This is a genomic window from Alloyangia pacifica, assembly GCF_900116195.1.
GTDB lineage: Bacteria > Pseudomonadota > Alphaproteobacteria > Rhodobacterales > Rhodobacteraceae > Salipiger > Salipiger pacificus.
The window spans coordinates 182,571-199,359 of the sequence record NZ_FOZW01000010.1; the positions used below are offsets into that span (position 1 = coordinate 182,571).

The window sequence follows — 16,789 nt, forward strand, 5'->3', positions numbered from 1 at the left end:
CTTCATGTCGCAAACGGCGCAGATTTTCCCCCGCCCCGCCCTTAGCTGCGCGCTCCGCTTCCAGGAGAGTCGCATGATCACCGTCCACAGCATCCCCCAGGCCTTTTCCGAGACCGACTGCACGCGGCTCATCGAGATCGCGCGCAATGCCGAGGCCTCGGACGCGCGTCTCGTGGGCCAGCAGCGCGCGCACAACCTGCGCCGTGCCGATCTGGTGTGGCTGGATGACGTGGAAGATACAGGCTGGGTCATGGACCGGATCATCGAGCTGGTGCGCGACGCCAACCGCAGCGCCTACGACTTCGCGCTCGACGCCTTCGACGAGAGCGCCCAGGTGGCCCGCTACGGAGCCGAGCGCGAGGGGCATTTCGACTGGCATTCGGACATCGGCGAGGGCCGTCTCGCCTCGCGCCGCAAGCTGACCATGGTCGTACAGCTTTCCGACGAGGACGCCTACGAGGGCGGCGCGCTGGAGCTCATGCCGTCGAACCATATCGTCACTGCAAGAAAAGAGCGCGGCACCGCCACGCTCTTTCCGTCGTACATGCTGCATCGGGTGACCCCGGTCACCGATGGCGAGCGCCACTCGCTGACCATCTGGGCGCACGGGCCCGCCTTCCGCTGAAATCTCTTCCGTCGAGACCTGCGCGCCAAGATCGCGCAGGCCAAGGCCATCACGGTCAGCTCATCAGAAGCTGATAGCTGTGCGGCATGTAGCGGAAGCCGTCGCCATCCGCCTCGACATAGCCCAGTGCCGGGAAGGGCATGTGGTAACCGATGAAGGGGATCTTCTCCTCGGCCAGCGTGCCGAGGATCTTGCGGCGCGACGAGGCGGCGAGCTGTTTGTCCATATCGAAGCGCACTTCCCAGTCGGGCTTGCCCACGGACCAGACGTAGTGATTGGCAAGATCGGCGGTCAGCATCAGCTTCTGCCCGCCGCTCTCGAGCATGAAGCACATGTGGCCCGGCGTGTGCCCCGGTGCCAGAACTGCGCTGATCCCCGGCGCCACCTGCCCGCCGTTGGTGAGGAAGCTGAAGCTCTCCTCCAGCGGCCGCACCTTGCCCTCGAAGGTTTCGTTGCCCGCGGCGGACCAGTGATCCCATTCCTCCTGCCCGGTCAGCAGCTCTGCATTGGCAAAGGTCGGCGTGCCGCCGTCCGAGAGCCCGCCGATATGGTCGCCGTGCATGTGGGTGATCACCACGTGGCTCACGTCCTCTGCCGCGTAGCCCGCCGCCTCGACCGCGGCCACGATGCCCGCCGGGTCGAGCCCGGTGTCGAACAGGATGAGCGCGCTGCCGGTATTCACCAGCGTCGGGGTGAAGAAGAACTGCGCCTTGTCGGTGGGGATATTGGCCGCCTCGGAGACCTCGGCAAAGTCTTCGTCGCTGGCGTTGATCCCGAAGGTGCCATGCGGGTCCGGCACGGTGCGGGTGCCGGCCATCATCGCGGTGACCTCGAAGTCACCCAGCGGCACGCGGTAGACACGGGGCACCTGCGGCCCCAGCGCTTCCTGCGCCCGGGCCGGGGCAACCCCGCCGAGACCGGCGGCAATCGGAAGCGCCGCGGCGCAGGTCAGCGCCGTGCGGCGCGTGATCTTGTCCTTTTCCATTGTCGTCTTCCTCTCCTGATGTGGTGTGCGAAAGCATAGCCCCGCCGTTCCATCCGGCCAGTTCAGGCGGCCCCTCGCACAGTCACATCCGCGTATTTGCACATCGTTAAGAGGAGTGGCCGCAGCCCCGTCCGCAGCCCCCGCGAATACGCCAGCGTCTTTGCTTAACGCGCGCAGGGCGACGCGGCGCTGGAGCTGTCGTGCAACTGCATCCTCAACTTTCCCTACGACCCGCTGGAGACGAAGCGCACCGGCGACTTCACCGACCCTGTCACTTTTGGCGAGATCGCCTATATCCTATTGAACCAGACCATGGTGCGGCTGCAGCTGCATCGTCTGAAACACGCCGCGGTCGCCGGACCGCCTCTCTCCGCCCCGGCCATTTCTCTCAGGTCGGGGGTCAGGGAGCGCAGGCGATCGAGGCGATGACCCGCGCGTCAGACAATCGTCTGCGCGGTCATGTCCGGATCTCGCTCGCCCCGCATTCGCCGAGCAGCCGCTGCACCATGGCCCGGGTGCAGAGCGTGGTGCCGGGCGTGGTCACCGTGGCACTGGCGGCCGCCGCACCGAGTGCCAGCGACTCGGGCGCGCTCAACCCCGCAGAGATCCCGAAGGCATAGGCGCCGACGAAGCTGTCGCCCGCCCCCACAGCCGAGAGCACCGAGACCTTCGCCGCGCTGACCTGCCAGAGCCCGTCCGGCCCCGCCATGACCGAGCCATCGGCCCCGCGTGCGAGGATCACCCGCTCCGCCGCCCCGCGCGCCACCAGTTCCGCGGCGAAGCGGGCCGAGTCGAGGCGGGTCATCAGCGGTCGGCCAGCAAGCTCCTCGGCCTCGAGACTGTCCATGCGCAGCACCGCCGGCGCGGGATCGGTGCCCCGTGCCAGCAGCTCGAGCACCGGCCCCGAGGTGTCGACGATCAGCTCCGCGCCCCTGCCTTGCAGCGCCTTGGCCAGTTCCACCGGGAAATCGTCGGGAACCCCCGGCGGCTGGCTGCCGCTCAGCACCACGATACCACCCGCGTGCACGGTGCTGGCGATGGAGGTGAGCGCATCCATGACATCGCCCTCGCTCCACGCTGGGCCGGGCATGACGAAGCGGTATTGCTCGCCACTGTGCCGGTCATGCACCGCAAGGCTCTCGCGGGTCTCTCCGGGCGCGCGCATCCGCACCATCGGCAGGCCCAGCTCGGCCAGCGCCGCCTCGAGCCGCATGCCCGTCGGCCCACCCAGCGCAAGGAAGGCGCGCGCCGGGCCGCCAAGCTCAGCTGCCACGCGCGCGACGTTGATGCCGCCGCCACCCGGATCGACGCCGGGCGTGTCGCAACGCAGCTTCGGACCGGCGACCACGCGGTCGGCGGTGGTCGACAGATCGAGCGCGGGGTTGAGCGTGACGGTCAGAATGTCTCTCATAAGGCGGAGAATACACGGGTTCGGCACCTCGCCAAGGGCCGCGAACTGGACAAACCGCCGCGCTTGTGAAATTGCCACCCGCGTATGCAGGAGGCTAGCATGACCACCACCCGTTTCGCACCGTCGCCCACCGGTCACATCCATGTGGGCAACCTCCGCACCGCGCTGTTCAACTACCTGATCGCGCGCAAGGCCGGCGGCACCTTCATCCTGCGCATCGATGACACCGATGCCGAGCGCAGCAAGGAAGAATACGTCGACGGCATCAAGCGCGACCTCGAATGGCTCGGTCTGCACTGGGACAAGACGGAGCGACAGAGCGCGCGGCTCGACCGCTACCATGCCGCCGCCGATGAACTGCGCGCCATGGGCCGCTTCTACGAGGCCTTCGAGACGCCGACCGAGCTCGACCTCAAGCGCAAGAAGCTGCTCAACATGGGCAAGCCGCCGGTCTACGACCGCGCCGCGCTGGAGCTTTCCGAGGCCGAGAAGGACGCCCTGCGCGCAGAGCGCGGCAATGGCGTCTGGCGCTTCAAGCTCGACCAGCAGCGCATCGACTGGACCGACGGCATCCTCGGCCCGATCTCGATCGACGCCGCCTCGGTCTCGGACCCGGTGCTGATCCGCGGCGACGGGCAGATCCTCTACACGCTGGCCTCGGTGGTCGACGACATGGACATGGGCGTGACGAACATCGTGCGCGGCTCGGACCACGTGACCAACACCGCGACGCAGATCCAGATCATCGAGGCACTCGGCGGCACCGCGCCGGGCTTTGCGCACCACTCGCTGCTCACCGGACCGCAGGGCGAGTCGCTGTCGAAGCGCCTCGGCGTGCTGTCGATCCGCGACCTGCGCGAGGCGGGTGTCGAGCCCGAGGCGCTGCTGTCGCTGATGGCCCGACTGGGCTCCAGCCAGCCGGTGGAACTGCGCCTGTCGCTGGACGAGATCGCCGACGGCTTCGAGCTGAGCCAGTTCGGCTCGGCCCCGACGAAGTTCGACGAGCAGGACCTCTACCCGCTGACCGCGCGCAAGCTGCACCAGCTGCCGCTGGCCGCCGTGGCCGAGGAACTGACCGCCATCGGCGTGCCCGAGGGCAAGCAGGAAGCCTTCTGGAACGTGGCGCGCGAGAACATCGTGACCCGCAAGGAGATCGCCGGCTGGTGGCACCTGTTCCGTGACGGTGCCGAGCCGCTGATCGCCGACGAGGACCGCGAGTTCATCGCCGAGGCGATGGCGCTGCTGCCCGAGGCTCCCTATACGCAGGAGACCTGGGGCGAGTGGACCAAGGCCGTGAAGGAGGCCACGGGCCGCAAGGGCAAGGGGCTCTTCATGCCGCTGCGCAAGGCGCTCACCGGGCTCGAGCGCGGGCCGGAGATGGCCGACGTGCTGCCGTTGCTGGAGAAGATCCCGGCGAAAGAACTGGCGAAGTAAGCGCCGCTCCATCGGATTGCGAAAGGCGGGCCATTCAGGCCCGCCTTTTTCATTCTTGCTTCATCGCGCAAGCCCGCTCCCGTTGCACGCTCAAGAGCGGGTCAGCCCTCCTCCCGTTTCGCCTCCAGCCAGCGCCGGTCGGCCTCGACCTCCAGCGCCGCCTCGGCGTGGGCAAAGGTGTAGTCCCGCGTGACCTCCGCCGCCTCGGCCAGCGCGGGCCACTCCGCCCGCCTCAGCACCTTCATCGCCGAGAGCACGCAAGAGATCACCTCCGGACGCGCCGCGCCGTCGCGGATCAGCGGATAGAAGCCGTCCTCCAGCAGATGCGCCGGATTGAGCGGCGCCATCTGCACATGCGGGAAGTCTGGTGGCGCCTCTTCGGGACAGCCGAGCCCCATCAGCATCCGCTCCAGCCGCTGCACCACGTCGATCGCCGTGCCCGGATCGTTGACCGCCGGTGAAAGAGCACGGATGGCGACCTCGTTCATCACCATGACCCCGTAGCGGGCGTCCTGCTCCATGGTGCGCGCCGCACCGAGGGTGAAGCATTCGGCGATGTCTTCGGGGGGCACGTGGCCTCCAGCGACCAGCCCCAGCGGCATCCCCGGCACGAGATGCGCGCCGGGATGGGCGATCACGCGAAACACCGCCTCGGAGGCTGCCAGCTTTTCCTCCAGCGCCTCGAGGTTGATGTATTGCACATAGCCCGCGGTGGTCGCCGGCACCTCGATCGCGTCCGACGGCAGCGCATGTTCGGGCCGTGCCGCGCCGAGCGAGGGTTTGGCCATCGCCCGCTCCAGTGGCGGCAGCGCGCTTTCCACGACCCGCTCCAGCGTGTGGTCCATGCTGCCCATGACGCTCAGATGCCCGATCCAGCGCAGCATGGCCGCGATCACCGCGACGATGCTGGCGATGGTCAGGAAGAAGATCACCACCGCCGATTCCTCGGAATAGAGACCGGCGTTGAACAGAACGAGGGCCGTCAGCGAGAAAAGAAAGGTGCCGGTAAAGGCCGCCAGCGCGGTCTGAGCGGTGCTGTCCTCGAGGTGCAGCCGGTAGGCGCGCGGCGTCGCCTGGCTCGCTGCCGACTGAAAGGCCTGCACCATGACCGAGAGCGAAAAGGTGGTGACCGTCAGCATGGTCGTGGCGAGGATCGACAGGATCGGCGTGACCGCGTCCGCGCCGAAGCGGTCCTTCATCCAGTCGGGGATCAGCGGCTGGAACAGCGGAGCCAGCGCCACGGCGAGCAGCGCCATGATCGCCCCCATCAGCACCCGCACCCCGAGCCGCTTCGAGATGCGGTAGAGCAGCAGGAGCCAGCGCGGCGTCATCCCGCGAGGATCCTTGCACCCAGGTCGGAGAGGGCGGCGTCGACAAAGGCGCGTTCGGCGTCGGTCAGGCTCTGGTCGCGGGGATATTGCGGCGCAGCGCGGTCGTTCAGGATCGGCGCATCCCAATTTGCGGTGGTGGCGATGAAGCGCTCCGCTCCCTCCTTGCCGAACTCGCCGAGATAGCCCTGCAGCACCACGTCGAGATAGCTCAGCAGCACCGGGTGTTCCGCGTCCGGCGACAGGCGATCGGCCTCGGGCACCACGTAGATCGCCAGTTCATCCACCGTCTCGGCGGGATGGCGCACGTCGCGCAGCGCATCGGTGCGATCGTAGCAGGCCTCGCGCAGGTCGAGCGCCGCCCAGCCGTCGGCGTCCACCGGGGCGATCAGCCCGTCGATCTCGCAGGAGGCATCTCGCACCACCGTCAGCAGCGACACCGGCCGCCCGGGCACCTGCGCCCAGACCCGGCGCCAGCCCGAGGCCGAGGCCCGATGCGCCGGCGCGAACCCATGCGTCCGGCGGTTGACGAGAGACCCATAACCGAAGAAATAAGATGTGCTCATTTCGCGCTTTTTCTTTCACCCGATTGATATGTGTCAAACCAGCCTTTGACCGAACCCTGTATTTAACCCGGCAATCATTCAAAGCGAGGACATTTCCCGTGCGCGTGACCAAGAGAACGAATATCGCGATCCGCGTCCTAATGCATTGCGCGGCAAACACCGGTCGTCTGGTGACCAAAGCCGAAATCGCCAAATGCTGCAACGCCTCGGAAAACCATCTGGCGCAGGTCATCAACCAATTGGCGCAGCTGGGTTTCCTCAGCACCCATCGCGGTCGCAACGGCGGGCTGGAACTGGCGCGCCCGGCCGACCAGATCCAGATCGGCGAGGTCTTCCGGACGCTCGAATCCCCGGTGCCGCTGGCCGAATGCTTCGCCGATGCCGACAACACCTGCCCGCTCACCGAGGCCTGTCGACTGCGACTCGCCCTGACCGAGGCCGCCAACGCCTTCTATGCCTCGCTCGACCCGATCACCCTCGATGCGCTGGTTTGCGACAATGCCCCGCTGATCGACATCCTGGTCCCGGGCAAGGCCTGTTCCATCCCTCGCCGCCCGAGCGATCTTGCGGCGGTCGCGCAAGTATAATAGTTTCACCCCCATCGCGATGGGAGAACCGGCCTTGCCGGTGCCGAAGGAGCAACCGCCCCGGAAACTCTCAGGCCACAGGACCTTCGCGGCACGAAAAACTCTGGAGAGAGGCGCGGTAAGCGCCCGCCGAAGGGATAACGATCTCAGGCGAAAGGACAGAGGGGGCATTTCGGGCGCGGAGGGGATCCGCGTAGGAAATGTCCGGGGGCTCTGCGCCATTCCGGGCCGAGAGGATCGGGGAGCGCATGGACGAGCTGAAACGCACGCCACTACATGATCTGCACATCGAGCTGGGCGCCAAGATGGTGCCCTTCGCCGGCTACGAGATGCCGGTGCAATACAAGCTCGGGGTGCTCAAGGAACACCTCCACACCCGCGAGAAGGCCGGGCTCTTCGACGTCAGCCACATGGGGCAGGTCATCCTGTCCGGCGAGAGCGTGGAGAGCATCGCGCTGGCGCTTGAATCGCTGGTGCCGGTGAACATCGCCGGGCTGGCCGAGAACCGCCAGCGCTACGGCTTTTTCACCAATGACGCCGGTGGCATCGAGGACGACCTGATGATTGCCAACCGCGGCGATCACCTGTTTGTCGTGGTCAACGCCGCCTGCAAGACCGAGGACATGGCGCTGATGCGCGCCGGGCTGGAGCCGAAGGGCGTGACGCCCCGGCTGCTCGGCGACCGCGCGCTTCTGGCGCTGCAGGGGCCGGCGGCCGAGGACGTTCTGGCCGGGCTCAACCCCGCGGTGCGCGAGATGCGCTTCATGGATGTGGCCACGGTCGAGCTTGCCGGTGCAGAGTGCTGGGTCTCGCGCTCGGGCTACACCGGTGAGGACGGCTTCGAGATCTCGGTGCCCGAAGAGCAGGCGGTCGATCTGGCCCGCGCGCTGCTGGCGCATGACGATGTGGAACCCATCGGCCTTGGCGCCCGCGACTCGCTGCGGCTCGAGGCCGGGCTCTGCCTCTACGGCCACGACATCGACACCACCACCACGCCGGTCGAGGCGGCGCTGACCTGGGCGATCCAGAAGATCCGCCGCAATGGCGGGGCGCGCGAGGGCGGCTTCCCCGGTGCCGAGAAGATCCTCGCCGAGTTCGACACTGGCGCGTCCCGAGCGCGCGTCGGCCTGCGCCCCGAAGGCCGGGCGCCGATGCGCGAAGGCGTGGAGATCTTCGCCAAGGCCGAGGGCGGCGCGCCGATCGGCCGTGTCACCTCGGGCGGTTTCGGCCCGACCACCGGCACGCCGGTCGCCATGGGCTTCGTCGATATTGACCACGCCGCGCCGGGCACCAAGCTATTCGGCGAGGTGCGCGGCAAGCGCCTCGCCGTCGAAGTGGCCGAGATGCCCTTCGTGACCCAGACCTACAAACGCTGAGACAGACAGGGACAGCACGATGAAATTTACCGAAGAGCACGAATGGCTCCGCGTCGAGGGCGACGTCGTCGTCGTCGGCATCACCACCCATGCAGCCGAACAGCTGGGCGACGTGGTGTTCGTGGAACTGCCCGAAGAGGGCACCACGGTCAGCAAGGATGATGAGGTCGTGGTGATCGAGTCGGTCAAGGCCGCCTCCGACATCCTCGCCCCGCTCGACGGCGAGATCGTCGAGGTGAACAGCCCGCTCGCCGACGAGCCGTCCAAGGTCAACGACGACCCCGAGGGCGAGGCCTGGTTCTTCAAGATGAAGATCGAGGACCTCTCGGCGCTCGACGATTACATGGACGAAGCCGCCTACAAGAACTTCATCGGCTGATCCCCTGCCCGGCGCCGCCATTGCGGCGCTGCCGGGCCGGTGAGTATTTGAAGAAAGATGAAAGGGGCAGGGCCGCGCCTTGCCCCCTCTCTCCTGCTGAACCTGCTGTTTCGGGACGGAACCACATGGCCTTCACCCCCACCGACTACCTGCCGTATGACTTTGCCAACCGCCGCCACATCGGGCCCTCGCCCAAGGAGATGGCGGATATGTTCGAGGTGCTGGGGGTCAAGGACCTCGACGCGCTGATCAAGCAGACCGTGCCCGCCGGCATCCGCCAGGCGGCCGCGCTGGAGCTGGGCAAGCCCATGTCCGAGCGCGAGATGCTCTGGCACATGCGCGAGGTCGCCAAGAAGAACAAGGTTCTGACCTCGCTGATCGGCCAGGGCTACCACGGCACGGTGACGCCGCCCGCGATCCAGCGCAATATTTTCGAGAATCCTGCCTGGTACACGGCCTATACGCCCTACCAGCCCGAGATCTCGCAGGGCCGTCTCGAGGCGCTGCTGAACTACCAGACCATGGTGTCGGACCTGACCGGTCTCGAGATCGCCAACGCCTCGCTGCTCGACGAGGCCACCGCCTGCGCCGAGGCGATGACCATGGCGCAGCGCGTGGCGAAGTCGAAGGCAACCGCCTTCTTCGTCGACGAGAACTGCCACCCGCAGAACATCGCGGTGATGAAGACCCGCGCCGCGCCGCTGAACATCGAGATCATCGTCGCCAGCCCCGACGCCCTCGAGGCCGACAAGGTCTTCGGCGCGATCTTCCAGTACCCCGGCACCCATGGCCACGTGCGTGACCTCACCGCCGAGATGGAGGCGCTGCACGCCGCCAAGGCGATCGGCATCGTCGCCGCCGACCCGATGGCGCTCTGCCTGCTGAAGGAGCCGGGCGCGATGGGCGCCGACATCGCCGTGGGCTCGACCCAGCGCTTCGGCGTGCCGCTCGGCTACGGCGGCCCGCACGCCGCCTATATGGCCACCAAGGACGCCTACAAGCGCAACATGCCGGGCCGCATCGTCGGGGTGTCGATCGACAGCCACGGCAACCGCGCCTACAGGCTCGCGCTGCAGACCCGCGAGCAGCACATCCGCCGCGAGAAGGCGACCTCGAACGTCTGCACCGCGCAGGCGCTGCTGGCGGTGATGGCGGGCTTCTACGCGGTCTTCCACGGCCCCGAGGGGCTGAAGGCGATCGCGCAGCGCATCCACCGCAAGACCGAACGTCTGGCGCGCGGGCTGGAGGAGGCGGGCTTCAAGATCGAGCCCGAGACCTTCTTCGACACGATCACCGTCGATGTCGGCCTGCTGCAACAGGGCGTGCTGCGCGCCGCCGTGAAGGAAGGCGTCAACCTGCGCAAGGTCGGCGAGACCCGCGTCGGCATCACCCTTGACGAGACCACCCGCCCGGCCACCATCGAGGCGGTCTGGCGTGCCTTCGGCCTGCTGCGCAAGGACGAAGATTTCGCTCCGCGCTACCGTCTGCCCGAGAGCGCGCTGCGGAGCAGCAGCTACCTGACGCACGAAGTGTTTCACATGAATCGCGCCGAGACCGAGATGATGCGCTACATGCGCCGCCTCGCGGACCGCGACCTGGCGCTCGACCGGGCAATGATCCCGCTCGGCTCCTGCACCATGAAGCTCAACGCCGCCGCCGAGATGATGCCGGTGAGCTGGCCCGAGTTCGCCGGGCTGCACCCCTACGTCCCCGAGGACCAGGCGCTCGGCTACAAGCAGATGATCGACGACCTGTCGGACAAGCTCTGCCAGGTCACCGGCTATGACGCCTTCACCATGCAGCCGAACTCCGGCGCGCAGGGCGAATACGCGGGCCTGCTGACCATCGCGTCGTGGCAGCGCGAGCGCGGCGAGGGCCAGCGCAACGTCTGCCTGATCCCGGTCAACGCGCATGGCACCAACCCCGCCTCGGCGCAGATGGTCGGCTGGAAGGTCGTACCGGTGAAATGCGACGAGAAGGGCTCGATCGACCTCGTGGACTTCCGCGCCAAGGCCGAACAGTACAGCGACACGCTGGCCGCCTGCATGATCACCTACCCGTCGACCCACGGCGTCTTCGAGGAGACGGTACGCGACGTCTGCGCGATCACCCATGAGCACGGCGGCCAGGTCTATATCGACGGCGCCAACATGAACGCCATGGTGGGTCTCTCGCGCCCCGGCGATCTCGGCGGCGACGTCAGCCACCTCAACCTGCACAAGACCTTCTGCATCCCGCATGGCGGCGGCGGCCCCGGCATGGGCCCGATCGGCGTCAAGGAGCACCTGGTGCCGCACCTGCCCGCGCATCCGCTCGAGGACGGCATCGCCGGGCCGGTGTCGGCCGCGCCCTACGGCTCGCCCTCGCTGCTGCCGATCTCCTGGGGCTACATCCAGATGATGGGCGGCGCCGGGCTCACGCAGGCGACCCGCGTGGCGATCCTGAACGCCAACTACATCGCGACCCGCCTCACCGGGGCTTATGAGGTGCTCTACACCGGCCATGAGGGCCGCGTCGCGCATGAGTGCATCATCGACATCCGGCCCTTCGGCGACAGCGCCGGGGTGACCGTTGACGACGTGGCCAAGCGGCTGATCGACTGCGGCTTCCACGCGCCGACCATGAGCTTCCCGGTCGCGGGCACGCTGATGATCGAACCGACGGAATCCGAGACCAAGGCCGAGCTCGACCGCTTCTGCGACGCCATGCTGGCGATCCGCGAGGAGATCCGCGCGATCGAAGAGGGCGAGACGGATGCCGAGAACAATCCGCTGAAGCACGCGCCGCACACGATGGAAGACCTCGTGCGCGACTGGGACCGGCCCTACACCCGCGAGCAGGGCTGCTTCCCCCCGGGTGCCTTCCGGGTCGACAAGTACTGGCCGCCGGTCAACCGCGTCGACAACGTCTGGGGCGACCGCAACCTGACCTGCACCTGCCCGCCGATGAGCGACTACGCCGAGGCGGCGGAGTAGCAAGCGAGAGGCCAGCCCCTCGCGCTCCCCGGAGTATTTATGTCTAGACGAAGGACAGACGTTCTCCTTCGTCTAGATGAAAACTCCCCGCCGGAAGCAAGCCGAAGGCTTTCAACGCAAAAGGGCGGGACATCAGTCCCGCCCTTTCCGCTTCTGACGCCCACGTCAGCCCTCGGCGGGCGGCTCCAGAAGGAAGGCAAAGGCGTCTCGGATGCGCTCCCAGGTTTCCTTGTTCGAGGCACAGAGCAGCACGCCATCGCGCAGCTTGGCGTTATACTCCGACCCGTCGAGCATCGCCACGTGGCCGCCGGCACACTTGGCGATCAGCGCGCCTGCGGCGTGGTCCCAGGGCGTCAGCCGGGCGGAGAAATGGAAATCCACCGAGCCCTGCGCGAAGAGGCGAAATTCATGTGCCGAGCAGCGCAGCGTGTGGCTGCGCTCGAAGAGCGGCAGCGCCGCGCCGACCTCGGAGCGTTTCTCCTCGGGCAGCAGGTAGAAGGGAATGAAGCCCTGCAGCTCCGAGAGCTGTCCGCCCGGCGAGACGCCGAGGCGGCGGGTGAGCCGGCGCTTGGGCAGGAACATCTCGGCGGGGCCGCCGGTCTCGGCGATCACCACGTCGTCCATGATCGGATCGTAGATCATCCCGAAGACCGGCACGCCGAAGCGCGTCGCCGAGAGGATGATGCCAAAGGTGGCGAGCCCATGCGCGTAGTTCCAGGTGCCGTCCACCGGGTCGATGGTGAAGGCCAGCTCCGCATCGCCGATCTTGTCCCGTATCTCCGGATGCTCGGCCACCGCCTCCTCGCCGACGATCAGCGCATGCGGATACATGCGCTGCAGCCCGCGGGCGATCATCGCCTCTGCGCCCTTGTCGGCGGCGGTCACCAGGTCCTGCCGCCCGGTCTTTTCCGAGATCTCCGAAGGGTCGAGCGCACGGAAGCGGGGCAGGATCTCGGCCCGGGCGGCGCGGCGCAGCAGGTTGAGAATGCTGGTCCGCTGCGCCGGGGTGATCGGGGCCGAGATCGGCATCGGCAGGGAATCGGTCATGGGGGAGGTCCGTCCTTTGCAGCCAGGGGTCAGGTCAGACCTGCCAGCCCCTGACGCAAGGATCAAGACGACTATTCGCGCGCGCGCAAAACCCGGGCGGGTCTTGCCGACAGCGGCCGCCAGGCAAAGCCGAGCCCGGCCAGCAATGTCGCCAGCGCCCCGCCGAAGATGATCCCGAGGGCGGAGCCCCACATCACGTCGAACTCGGTCTCCATGAGGAAGTGGCTCACCGCCCAGCCCGCGAGAATCCCCGCAACCAGCGCCACCACGCCCGCCGCCGCGCCCAGCAGCGCCGAGCGCAGGGCGAAGCTCTGCAGGATGCGCGCGCGCGAGGCACCGAGGGTCTTCAGCACCGCCGCCTCGTAGCTGCGCGCCGCCTCGCCGGCCGAGGCCGCGCCGATAAGCACCAGGAAGCCGGTGAGCAGCGTCGCCGCTGCGCCCCAGCGGATCGCGCCCGCCACGCCTTCGAGCAGTTCCGAGACCCGGTCGATGGCGTCGCGCACGCGGATCGCCGTGATGTTGGGATAGGCGTTCGCGAGGTCGCGCAGGATTGCCGCCTCGGCCTGCGGCTCGGCATAGACCGTGGAGATCCAGGTGTGCGGCGCCCCGGCAAGAGCCGTGGGGTTCAGCGACATGACGAAGCCGATCCCGGCGGTGGAGAAATCCACCTCGCGGAAGCTGGTGATCGTCGCGGCAATGTCGCGGCCGAGGATATTGAGGGTGATCTCGTCGCCGAGCTTCAGGCCAATTTCCTCGGCCTCCTCGGCGGCAAAGCTGACCTGCGGCGGGCCGGAATAGTCCTCGGGCCACCATTCGCCGGCGGTCACCTTGGTCCGCTCGTCCGGCTGCGCCGCATAGGTGATGCCGCGATCGCCGCGCACGACCCAGTGCCCGCCCGCCACCTCACGCGCGTCGCGCCCGTTGATCAGGGTGAGCACGCCGCGCAGCATCGGGGCGGTGTCGACGCGGCTGACGGCGGGATCGCCCGCGAGCCGCGCCCTGAAGCCGTCGATCTGATCCGGCTGGATGTCGACGAAGAAATACGAAGGCGCCACTTCGGGCAGGTCACGCGAGATCGAGGCGCGCAGGTTGCCGTCGATCTGGCCGATGGCGGCCAGCACCGTCAGCCCCAGTCCCAGCGACAGCACCACCGAGGCCGCGGTCTCCCGCGGGCCGCCAATGGCCGAGAGCGCCCACCGCAGCGCCGGGCGCCCGCGCGAGAGCGGCGCGGCGCGCTGTGCCAGCCAGCGGATGCCGGTGGCGGCGAAGGTCAGGATGATCAGCGCGCCAATGAGCCCCGCCGCGGTCCAGAGGGTGATCTTGCGGTCCCCCGAGAACAGCGTCGCCGCCCCCACCAGCATCAGCAGCAGCGCCAGCGTGGCGAAGACGTAGCGTTTGGCCGGCAGGCCGCGCGCGCTGTCGAGCGCGTCGCGGAACAGCGTGGCGGCGCGCACCTCCTCGGTGCGGGCGAGCGGCCAGAGGGTGAAGAGCAACGCAGTCAGCACACCGTAGAGCGCTGCCTCGGCCAGAGGGGCCGGGTAGAGCGTGATGTTGATCGGCACCGGCAAGGCGCTGGCGATCAGCGGGCCGAAGAGCAGCGGAATGCCCGCGCCAAGCACCAGTCCGAGCGCGATGCCGACCAGCGACAGCGCGCCGATCTGCAGGAAATATGTGAGGAAGATCGTGTTGCGCGACGCCCCAAGCGTGCGCAGCGTGGCGATGACCGAGGTCTTGCGCGCGAGGTAGGCGCGCACGGCGGCCGAGACGCCGATGCCACCCACCGCCAGCCCCGACAAGCCGACGAGCACGAGGAACCGCCCCAGCCGCTCGACGAAGCGGGCGATGCCCGGCGCGCCGTTGCGCGAGTCGCGCCAGCGGATGCCGCCCTCGCGGTAGCGCTCCGCCGCCTCGGTTTTCAGCGCATCGAGATCGCTGCCGGGCGGCAGCAGCAGGCGGTACTCGCTCTCGTAGAGCGAGCCGGGGGCGAGCAGGCCGCTGCCCTCCAGATCGGCGGTGCGCACCAGCGTGCGCGGACCAAGGCCGAAACCGTCACCCGCGTCATCGGGCTCGCGCAGGATCACCGCCGACAGGGTGAACTCCTGCGTCCCCAGCCTGAATTTGTCGCCCGGCGCGAGCCCCAGACGGTCGGCGAGCACGGGGGCCATGACGGCCCCCGGAAGTTCGCCCCCGTCCAGCGCCTGCGAGAGCGGCATCGGCGGATCCAGCACCATCTCGCCCAGCAGCGGGTAGGCATCGTCCACCGACTTCACCTGCGTCAGGCCCCGCTCGGTCTCGCCGTCGCGGCTGACCGTCGCCATGGAGCGGAAATCGGTGACCGCCGAGACCTCTGTCGAGATGCCCTCGAGCCAGGCAAGCTCCTCTTCGGTGGCGAAGCGGTAAGTGAACTCCGCCTGCGCATCGCCTCCGAGCAAGACGGCGCCCTGGTCGGTCAGCCCGGCCTCGATAGCGGTGCGCACCGAGCCGACCCCGGCAATGGCGGCGACCCCGAGCGCCAGACAGGCGATGAAGATGCGGAAGCCGTGCACGCCGCCGCGCAGCTCGCGGCGGGCGAAACGGGCAGCGGTGGCAAAGCTCATTCAGCCGCCCTCGCCCGCAGCCCGGCGGGATCGACGCGCCCGTCGGTCAACCGCACAACGCGGTCGCAGCGCTCGGCCAGCCGGTTGGAATGGGTGACCAGAACCAGCGTCGCGCCATGCTCATCGCGCAGGCCAAAGAGCAGGTCCATGATCGCCTGCCCGGTGCTGCCGTCGAGATTGCCCGTCGGCTCGTCGGCCAGCAGGATCTGCGGTCTTGGTGCCGAGGCGCGGGCCAGCGCCACGCGTTGCTGCTCGCCGCCCGACATCTGCGACGGGTAGTGCCCGGCGCGGTGCCCGAGGTTTACCCGCTCCAGTTCCGCCTCGGCGCGGGCGAAGGCGTCCTTGTGCCCGGCCAGTTCCAGCGGCGTGGCGACATTCTCCAGTGCGGTCATCGTGGGAATCAGGTTGAACGACTGGAACACCACGCCCATGTGGTCGCGGCGGAAGCGCGCCATGCGGTCCTCATCCATGCCGGTGAAATCCTGTCCCAGCACCGAAACCCGGCCCGTGCTGGCGCCTTCCAGCCCGCCCATGACCATCAACAGCGAGCTTTTTCCCGACCCGGACGGGCCGATCAGCCCCAGCGTCTCGCCCCGCGCGACCTCCATCGAGATTCCGTGAAGGATTTCGACCGGTCCGGCATTGCCCCTGAGGCTGAGGGTGACATCATCTAGGGCAATCACGGGATCGGGCATCGAAAGGGCCTTTCTGGAAAATGGCACGTTCACTGACATATGGGGACTTTGGCCCACTCAGCAAGGCCGCGGCCTGCCTCGCGTTTCTGGCTGCGCCGCTGCCCGCATCGGCGCTCGACATCCTCGCGCTTGGCGATAGCCTGACTCAGGGCTACGGCCTGCCCGCCCCGGACGGGCTGGTGCCGCAGCTGCAGGGCTGGCTGCAGGAGCACGGCCATGATGTGACCATCGTGAATGGAGGCGTGTCGGGCGACACCACGGCGGGCGGCCTGTCGCGCGTCGCCTGGTCTCTGACGCCCGAGATCGACGCGATGATCGTGACGCTGGGGGGCAATGACATGATGCGCGGCATCGACCCGGCCACGTCGCGCGGCAATCTCGACGGCATCCTGAGAGAGGCGCAGGCCCGCGATTTGCCCGTTCTGCTGGTCGGCATGAGCGCGCCGGGCAATTTCGGCCCCGACTACAAGACGCAGTTCGATGCGATCTACCCGGAGCTCGCCGATGAGTATGGCACGCTTCTGTTCGCGGACTTCTTTGCCGGCCTGCGGGACGAAGAGGACGATCCGGCGAGTCTCGGGAAATTCATGCAGGCGGACGGCATTCACCCCAACGCCGAGGGTGTGAAACGGATCGTCGCCACAGTGGGACCGAGCGTCGAGGCGCTCATCGCGAAGGCCGAGAGCAACTAGCCTGCTCCGCAGCCAGCACATTCGCAGAGAAACTTGGGCAAGATATTGGCGAATCGACGAAGACCGGGGTCGGTCCGAAGGGCGGCAAAACC

General features: G+C 68.0%; 15 protein-coding genes and 1 riboswitch. Of the genes, 8 read left to right on the top strand and 7 right to left on the bottom strand.

Translation table 11 applies throughout. From position 1 onward, the window contains the following. Positions 1–73 precede the first annotated feature (73 nt). A complete protein-coding gene (locus BM397_RS20255) occupies positions 74–625 on the top strand; it encodes a 2OG-Fe(II) oxygenase (protein ID WP_092427632.1) in 552 nt (183 codons plus the stop codon). Between the two features lie 55 nt (positions 626–680). Here the strand turns inward: BM397_RS20255 and BM397_RS20260 are convergent, their stop codons facing one another. Then, positions 681–1,610 (bottom strand): MBL fold metallo-hydrolase, encoded by a 930-nt coding sequence (locus BM397_RS20260; protein ID WP_092427630.1) that lies wholly within the window; start codon positions 1,608–1,610, stop codon positions 681–683. Between the two features lie 195 nt (positions 1,611–1,805). On the opposite strand from BM397_RS20260, the gene BM397_RS30085 reads away from it, so the two are divergent. After that, positions 1,806–2,039, top strand: a complete 234-nt coding sequence (locus BM397_RS30085) for a DUF6976 family protein (RefSeq protein ID WP_439895878.1) — start codon at positions 1,806–1,808, stop codon at positions 2,037–2,039. 28 nt (positions 2,040–2,067) lie between these two features. On the opposite strand, the gene BM397_RS20265 is transcribed toward BM397_RS30085, so the two are convergent. Continuing rightward, positions 2,068–3,021, bottom strand: a complete 954-nt coding sequence (locus tag BM397_RS20265) for a 1-phosphofructokinase family hexose kinase (RefSeq protein WP_092427628.1) — start codon at positions 3,019–3,021, stop codon at positions 2,068–2,070. A gap of 99 nt (positions 3,022–3,120) precedes the next feature. Here BM397_RS20265 and gltX point away from each other — a divergent pair, with 99 nt between their 5' ends. Further along, positions 3,121–4,455, top strand: coding sequence for a glutamate--tRNA ligase (gltX, locus tag BM397_RS20270; RefSeq protein WP_092427626.1), 1,335 nt, complete (start codon positions 3,121–3,123; stop codon positions 4,453–4,455). A 101-nt stretch (positions 4,456–4,556) separates the two neighbouring features. Here the strand turns inward: gltX and BM397_RS20275 are convergent, their stop codons facing one another. After that, positions 4,557–5,786 (bottom strand): DUF2254 domain-containing protein, encoded by a 1,230-nt coding sequence (locus tag BM397_RS20275; protein ID WP_092427624.1) that lies wholly within the window; start codon positions 5,784–5,786, stop codon positions 4,557–4,559. Next, complete coding sequence (locus tag BM397_RS20280) at positions 5,783–6,349, bottom strand: gamma-glutamylcyclotransferase family protein (protein ID WP_092427622.1); 567 nt, start codon at positions 6,347–6,349, stop codon at positions 5,783–5,785. The genes BM397_RS20275 and BM397_RS20280 overlap by 4 nt, the downstream gene beginning before the upstream one ends. A 98-nt stretch (positions 6,350–6,447) precedes the next feature. Here BM397_RS20280 and BM397_RS20285 point away from each other — a divergent pair, with 98 nt between their 5' ends. From BM397_RS20285 to gcvP, 4 genes are all read left to right on the top strand, one after another. Next, complete coding sequence (locus tag BM397_RS20285) at positions 6,448–6,936, top strand: RrF2 family transcriptional regulator (RefSeq protein WP_176806755.1); 489 nt, start codon at positions 6,448–6,450, stop codon at positions 6,934–6,936. Positions 6,937–6,946: 10 nt separating this feature from the next. Beyond that, positions 6,947–7,032, top strand: a riboswitch (glycine riboswitch). A gap of 152 nt (positions 7,033–7,184) precedes the next feature. After that, on the top strand, positions 7,185–8,312 hold the full coding sequence (gene gcvT, locus BM397_RS20290) for a glycine cleavage system aminomethyltransferase GcvT (protein WP_092427620.1): 1,128 nt from the start codon (positions 7,185–7,187) through the stop codon (positions 8,310–8,312). 19 nt (positions 8,313–8,331) lie between these two features. Continuing rightward, entirely contained in the window at positions 8,332–8,691 is a 360-nt protein-coding gene (gcvH, locus tag BM397_RS20295) for a glycine cleavage system protein GcvH (RefSeq protein ID WP_092427618.1), read from the top strand. A 125-nt stretch (positions 8,692–8,816) separates the two neighbouring features. Next, positions 8,817–11,666 carry an aminomethyl-transferring glycine dehydrogenase gene (gcvP, locus tag BM397_RS20300; protein ID WP_092427616.1) on the top strand — a complete coding sequence of 950 codons (2,850 nt, stop codon included), beginning with the start codon at positions 8,817–8,819 and terminating at the stop codon, positions 11,664–11,666. Between the two features lie 165 nt (positions 11,667–11,831). Here gcvP and BM397_RS20305 read toward each other — a convergent pair whose 3' ends face one another. From BM397_RS20305 to BM397_RS20315, 3 genes are all read right to left on the bottom strand, one after another. Beyond that, a complete protein-coding gene (locus tag BM397_RS20305) occupies positions 11,832–12,713 on the bottom strand; it encodes an inositol monophosphatase family protein (RefSeq protein ID WP_092427614.1) in 882 nt (293 codons plus the stop codon). Positions 12,714–12,784: 71 nt separating this feature from the next. Then, positions 12,785–15,310: an ABC transporter permease gene (locus BM397_RS20310; RefSeq protein WP_092427612.1), complete on the bottom strand. Its 2,526-nt coding sequence runs from the start codon at positions 15,308–15,310 to the stop codon at positions 12,785–12,787. Beyond that, positions 15,307–16,005: an ABC transporter ATP-binding protein gene (locus tag BM397_RS20315; RefSeq protein WP_092427610.1), complete on the bottom strand. Its 699-nt coding sequence runs from the start codon at positions 16,003–16,005 to the stop codon at positions 15,307–15,309. The genes BM397_RS20310 and BM397_RS20315 overlap by 4 nt, the downstream gene beginning before the upstream one ends. A gap of 20 nt (positions 16,006–16,025) precedes the next feature. On the opposite strand from BM397_RS20315, the gene BM397_RS20320 reads away from it, so the two are divergent. Then, complete coding sequence (locus tag BM397_RS20320; RefSeq protein ID WP_092427608.1) at positions 16,026–16,697, top strand: arylesterase; 672 nt, start codon at positions 16,026–16,028, stop codon at positions 16,695–16,697. The last annotated feature ends 92 nt before the right edge of the window (positions 16,698–16,789 follow it).

What these genes read in the sequence shown, in the direction of transcription:
- BM397_RS20315 (WP_092427610.1), bottom strand. Translation starts at nt 16,005, where the DNA reads ATGCCCGATCCCGTGATTGCCCTAGATGATGTCACCCTCAGCCTCAGG.
- BM397_RS20305 (WP_092427614.1), bottom strand. Translation starts at nt 12,713, where the DNA reads ATGACCGATTCCCTGCCGATGCCGATCTCGGCCCCGATCACCCCGGCG.
- BM397_RS20265 (WP_092427628.1), bottom strand. Translation starts at nt 3,021, where the DNA reads ATGAGAGACATTCTGACCGTCACGCTCAACCCCGCGCTCGATCTGTCG.
- BM397_RS20280 (WP_092427622.1), bottom strand. Translation starts at nt 6,349, where the DNA reads ATGAGCACATCTTATTTCTTCGGTTATGGGTCTCTCGTCAACCGCCGG.
- BM397_RS20260 (WP_092427630.1), bottom strand. Translation starts at nt 1,610, where the DNA reads ATGGAAAAGGACAAGATCACGCGCCGCACGGCGCTGACCTGCGCCGCG.
- BM397_RS20255 (WP_092427632.1), top strand. Translation starts at nt 74, where the DNA reads ATGATCACCGTCCACAGCATCCCCCAGGCCTTTTCCGAGACCGACTGC.
- gcvH (WP_092427618.1), top strand. Translation starts at nt 8,332, where the DNA reads ATGAAATTTACCGAAGAGCACGAATGGCTCCGCGTCGAGGGCGACGTC.
- BM397_RS20320 (WP_092427608.1), top strand. Translation starts at nt 16,026, where the DNA reads ATGGCACGTTCACTGACATATGGGGACTTTGGCCCACTCAGCAAGGCC.
- BM397_RS20275 (WP_092427624.1), bottom strand. Translation starts at nt 5,786, where the DNA reads ATGACGCCGCGCTGGCTCCTGCTGCTCTACCGCATCTCGAAGCGGCTC.
- gcvT (WP_092427620.1), top strand. Translation starts at nt 7,185, where the DNA reads ATGGACGAGCTGAAACGCACGCCACTACATGATCTGCACATCGAGCTG.
- gcvP (WP_092427616.1), top strand. Translation starts at nt 8,817, where the DNA reads ATGGCCTTCACCCCCACCGACTACCTGCCGTATGACTTTGCCAACCGC.
- gltX (WP_092427626.1), top strand. Translation starts at nt 3,121, where the DNA reads ATGACCACCACCCGTTTCGCACCGTCGCCCACCGGTCACATCCATGTG.
- BM397_RS20310 (WP_092427612.1), bottom strand. Translation starts at nt 15,310, where the DNA reads ATGAGCTTTGCCACCGCTGCCCGTTTCGCCCGCCGCGAGCTGCGCGGC.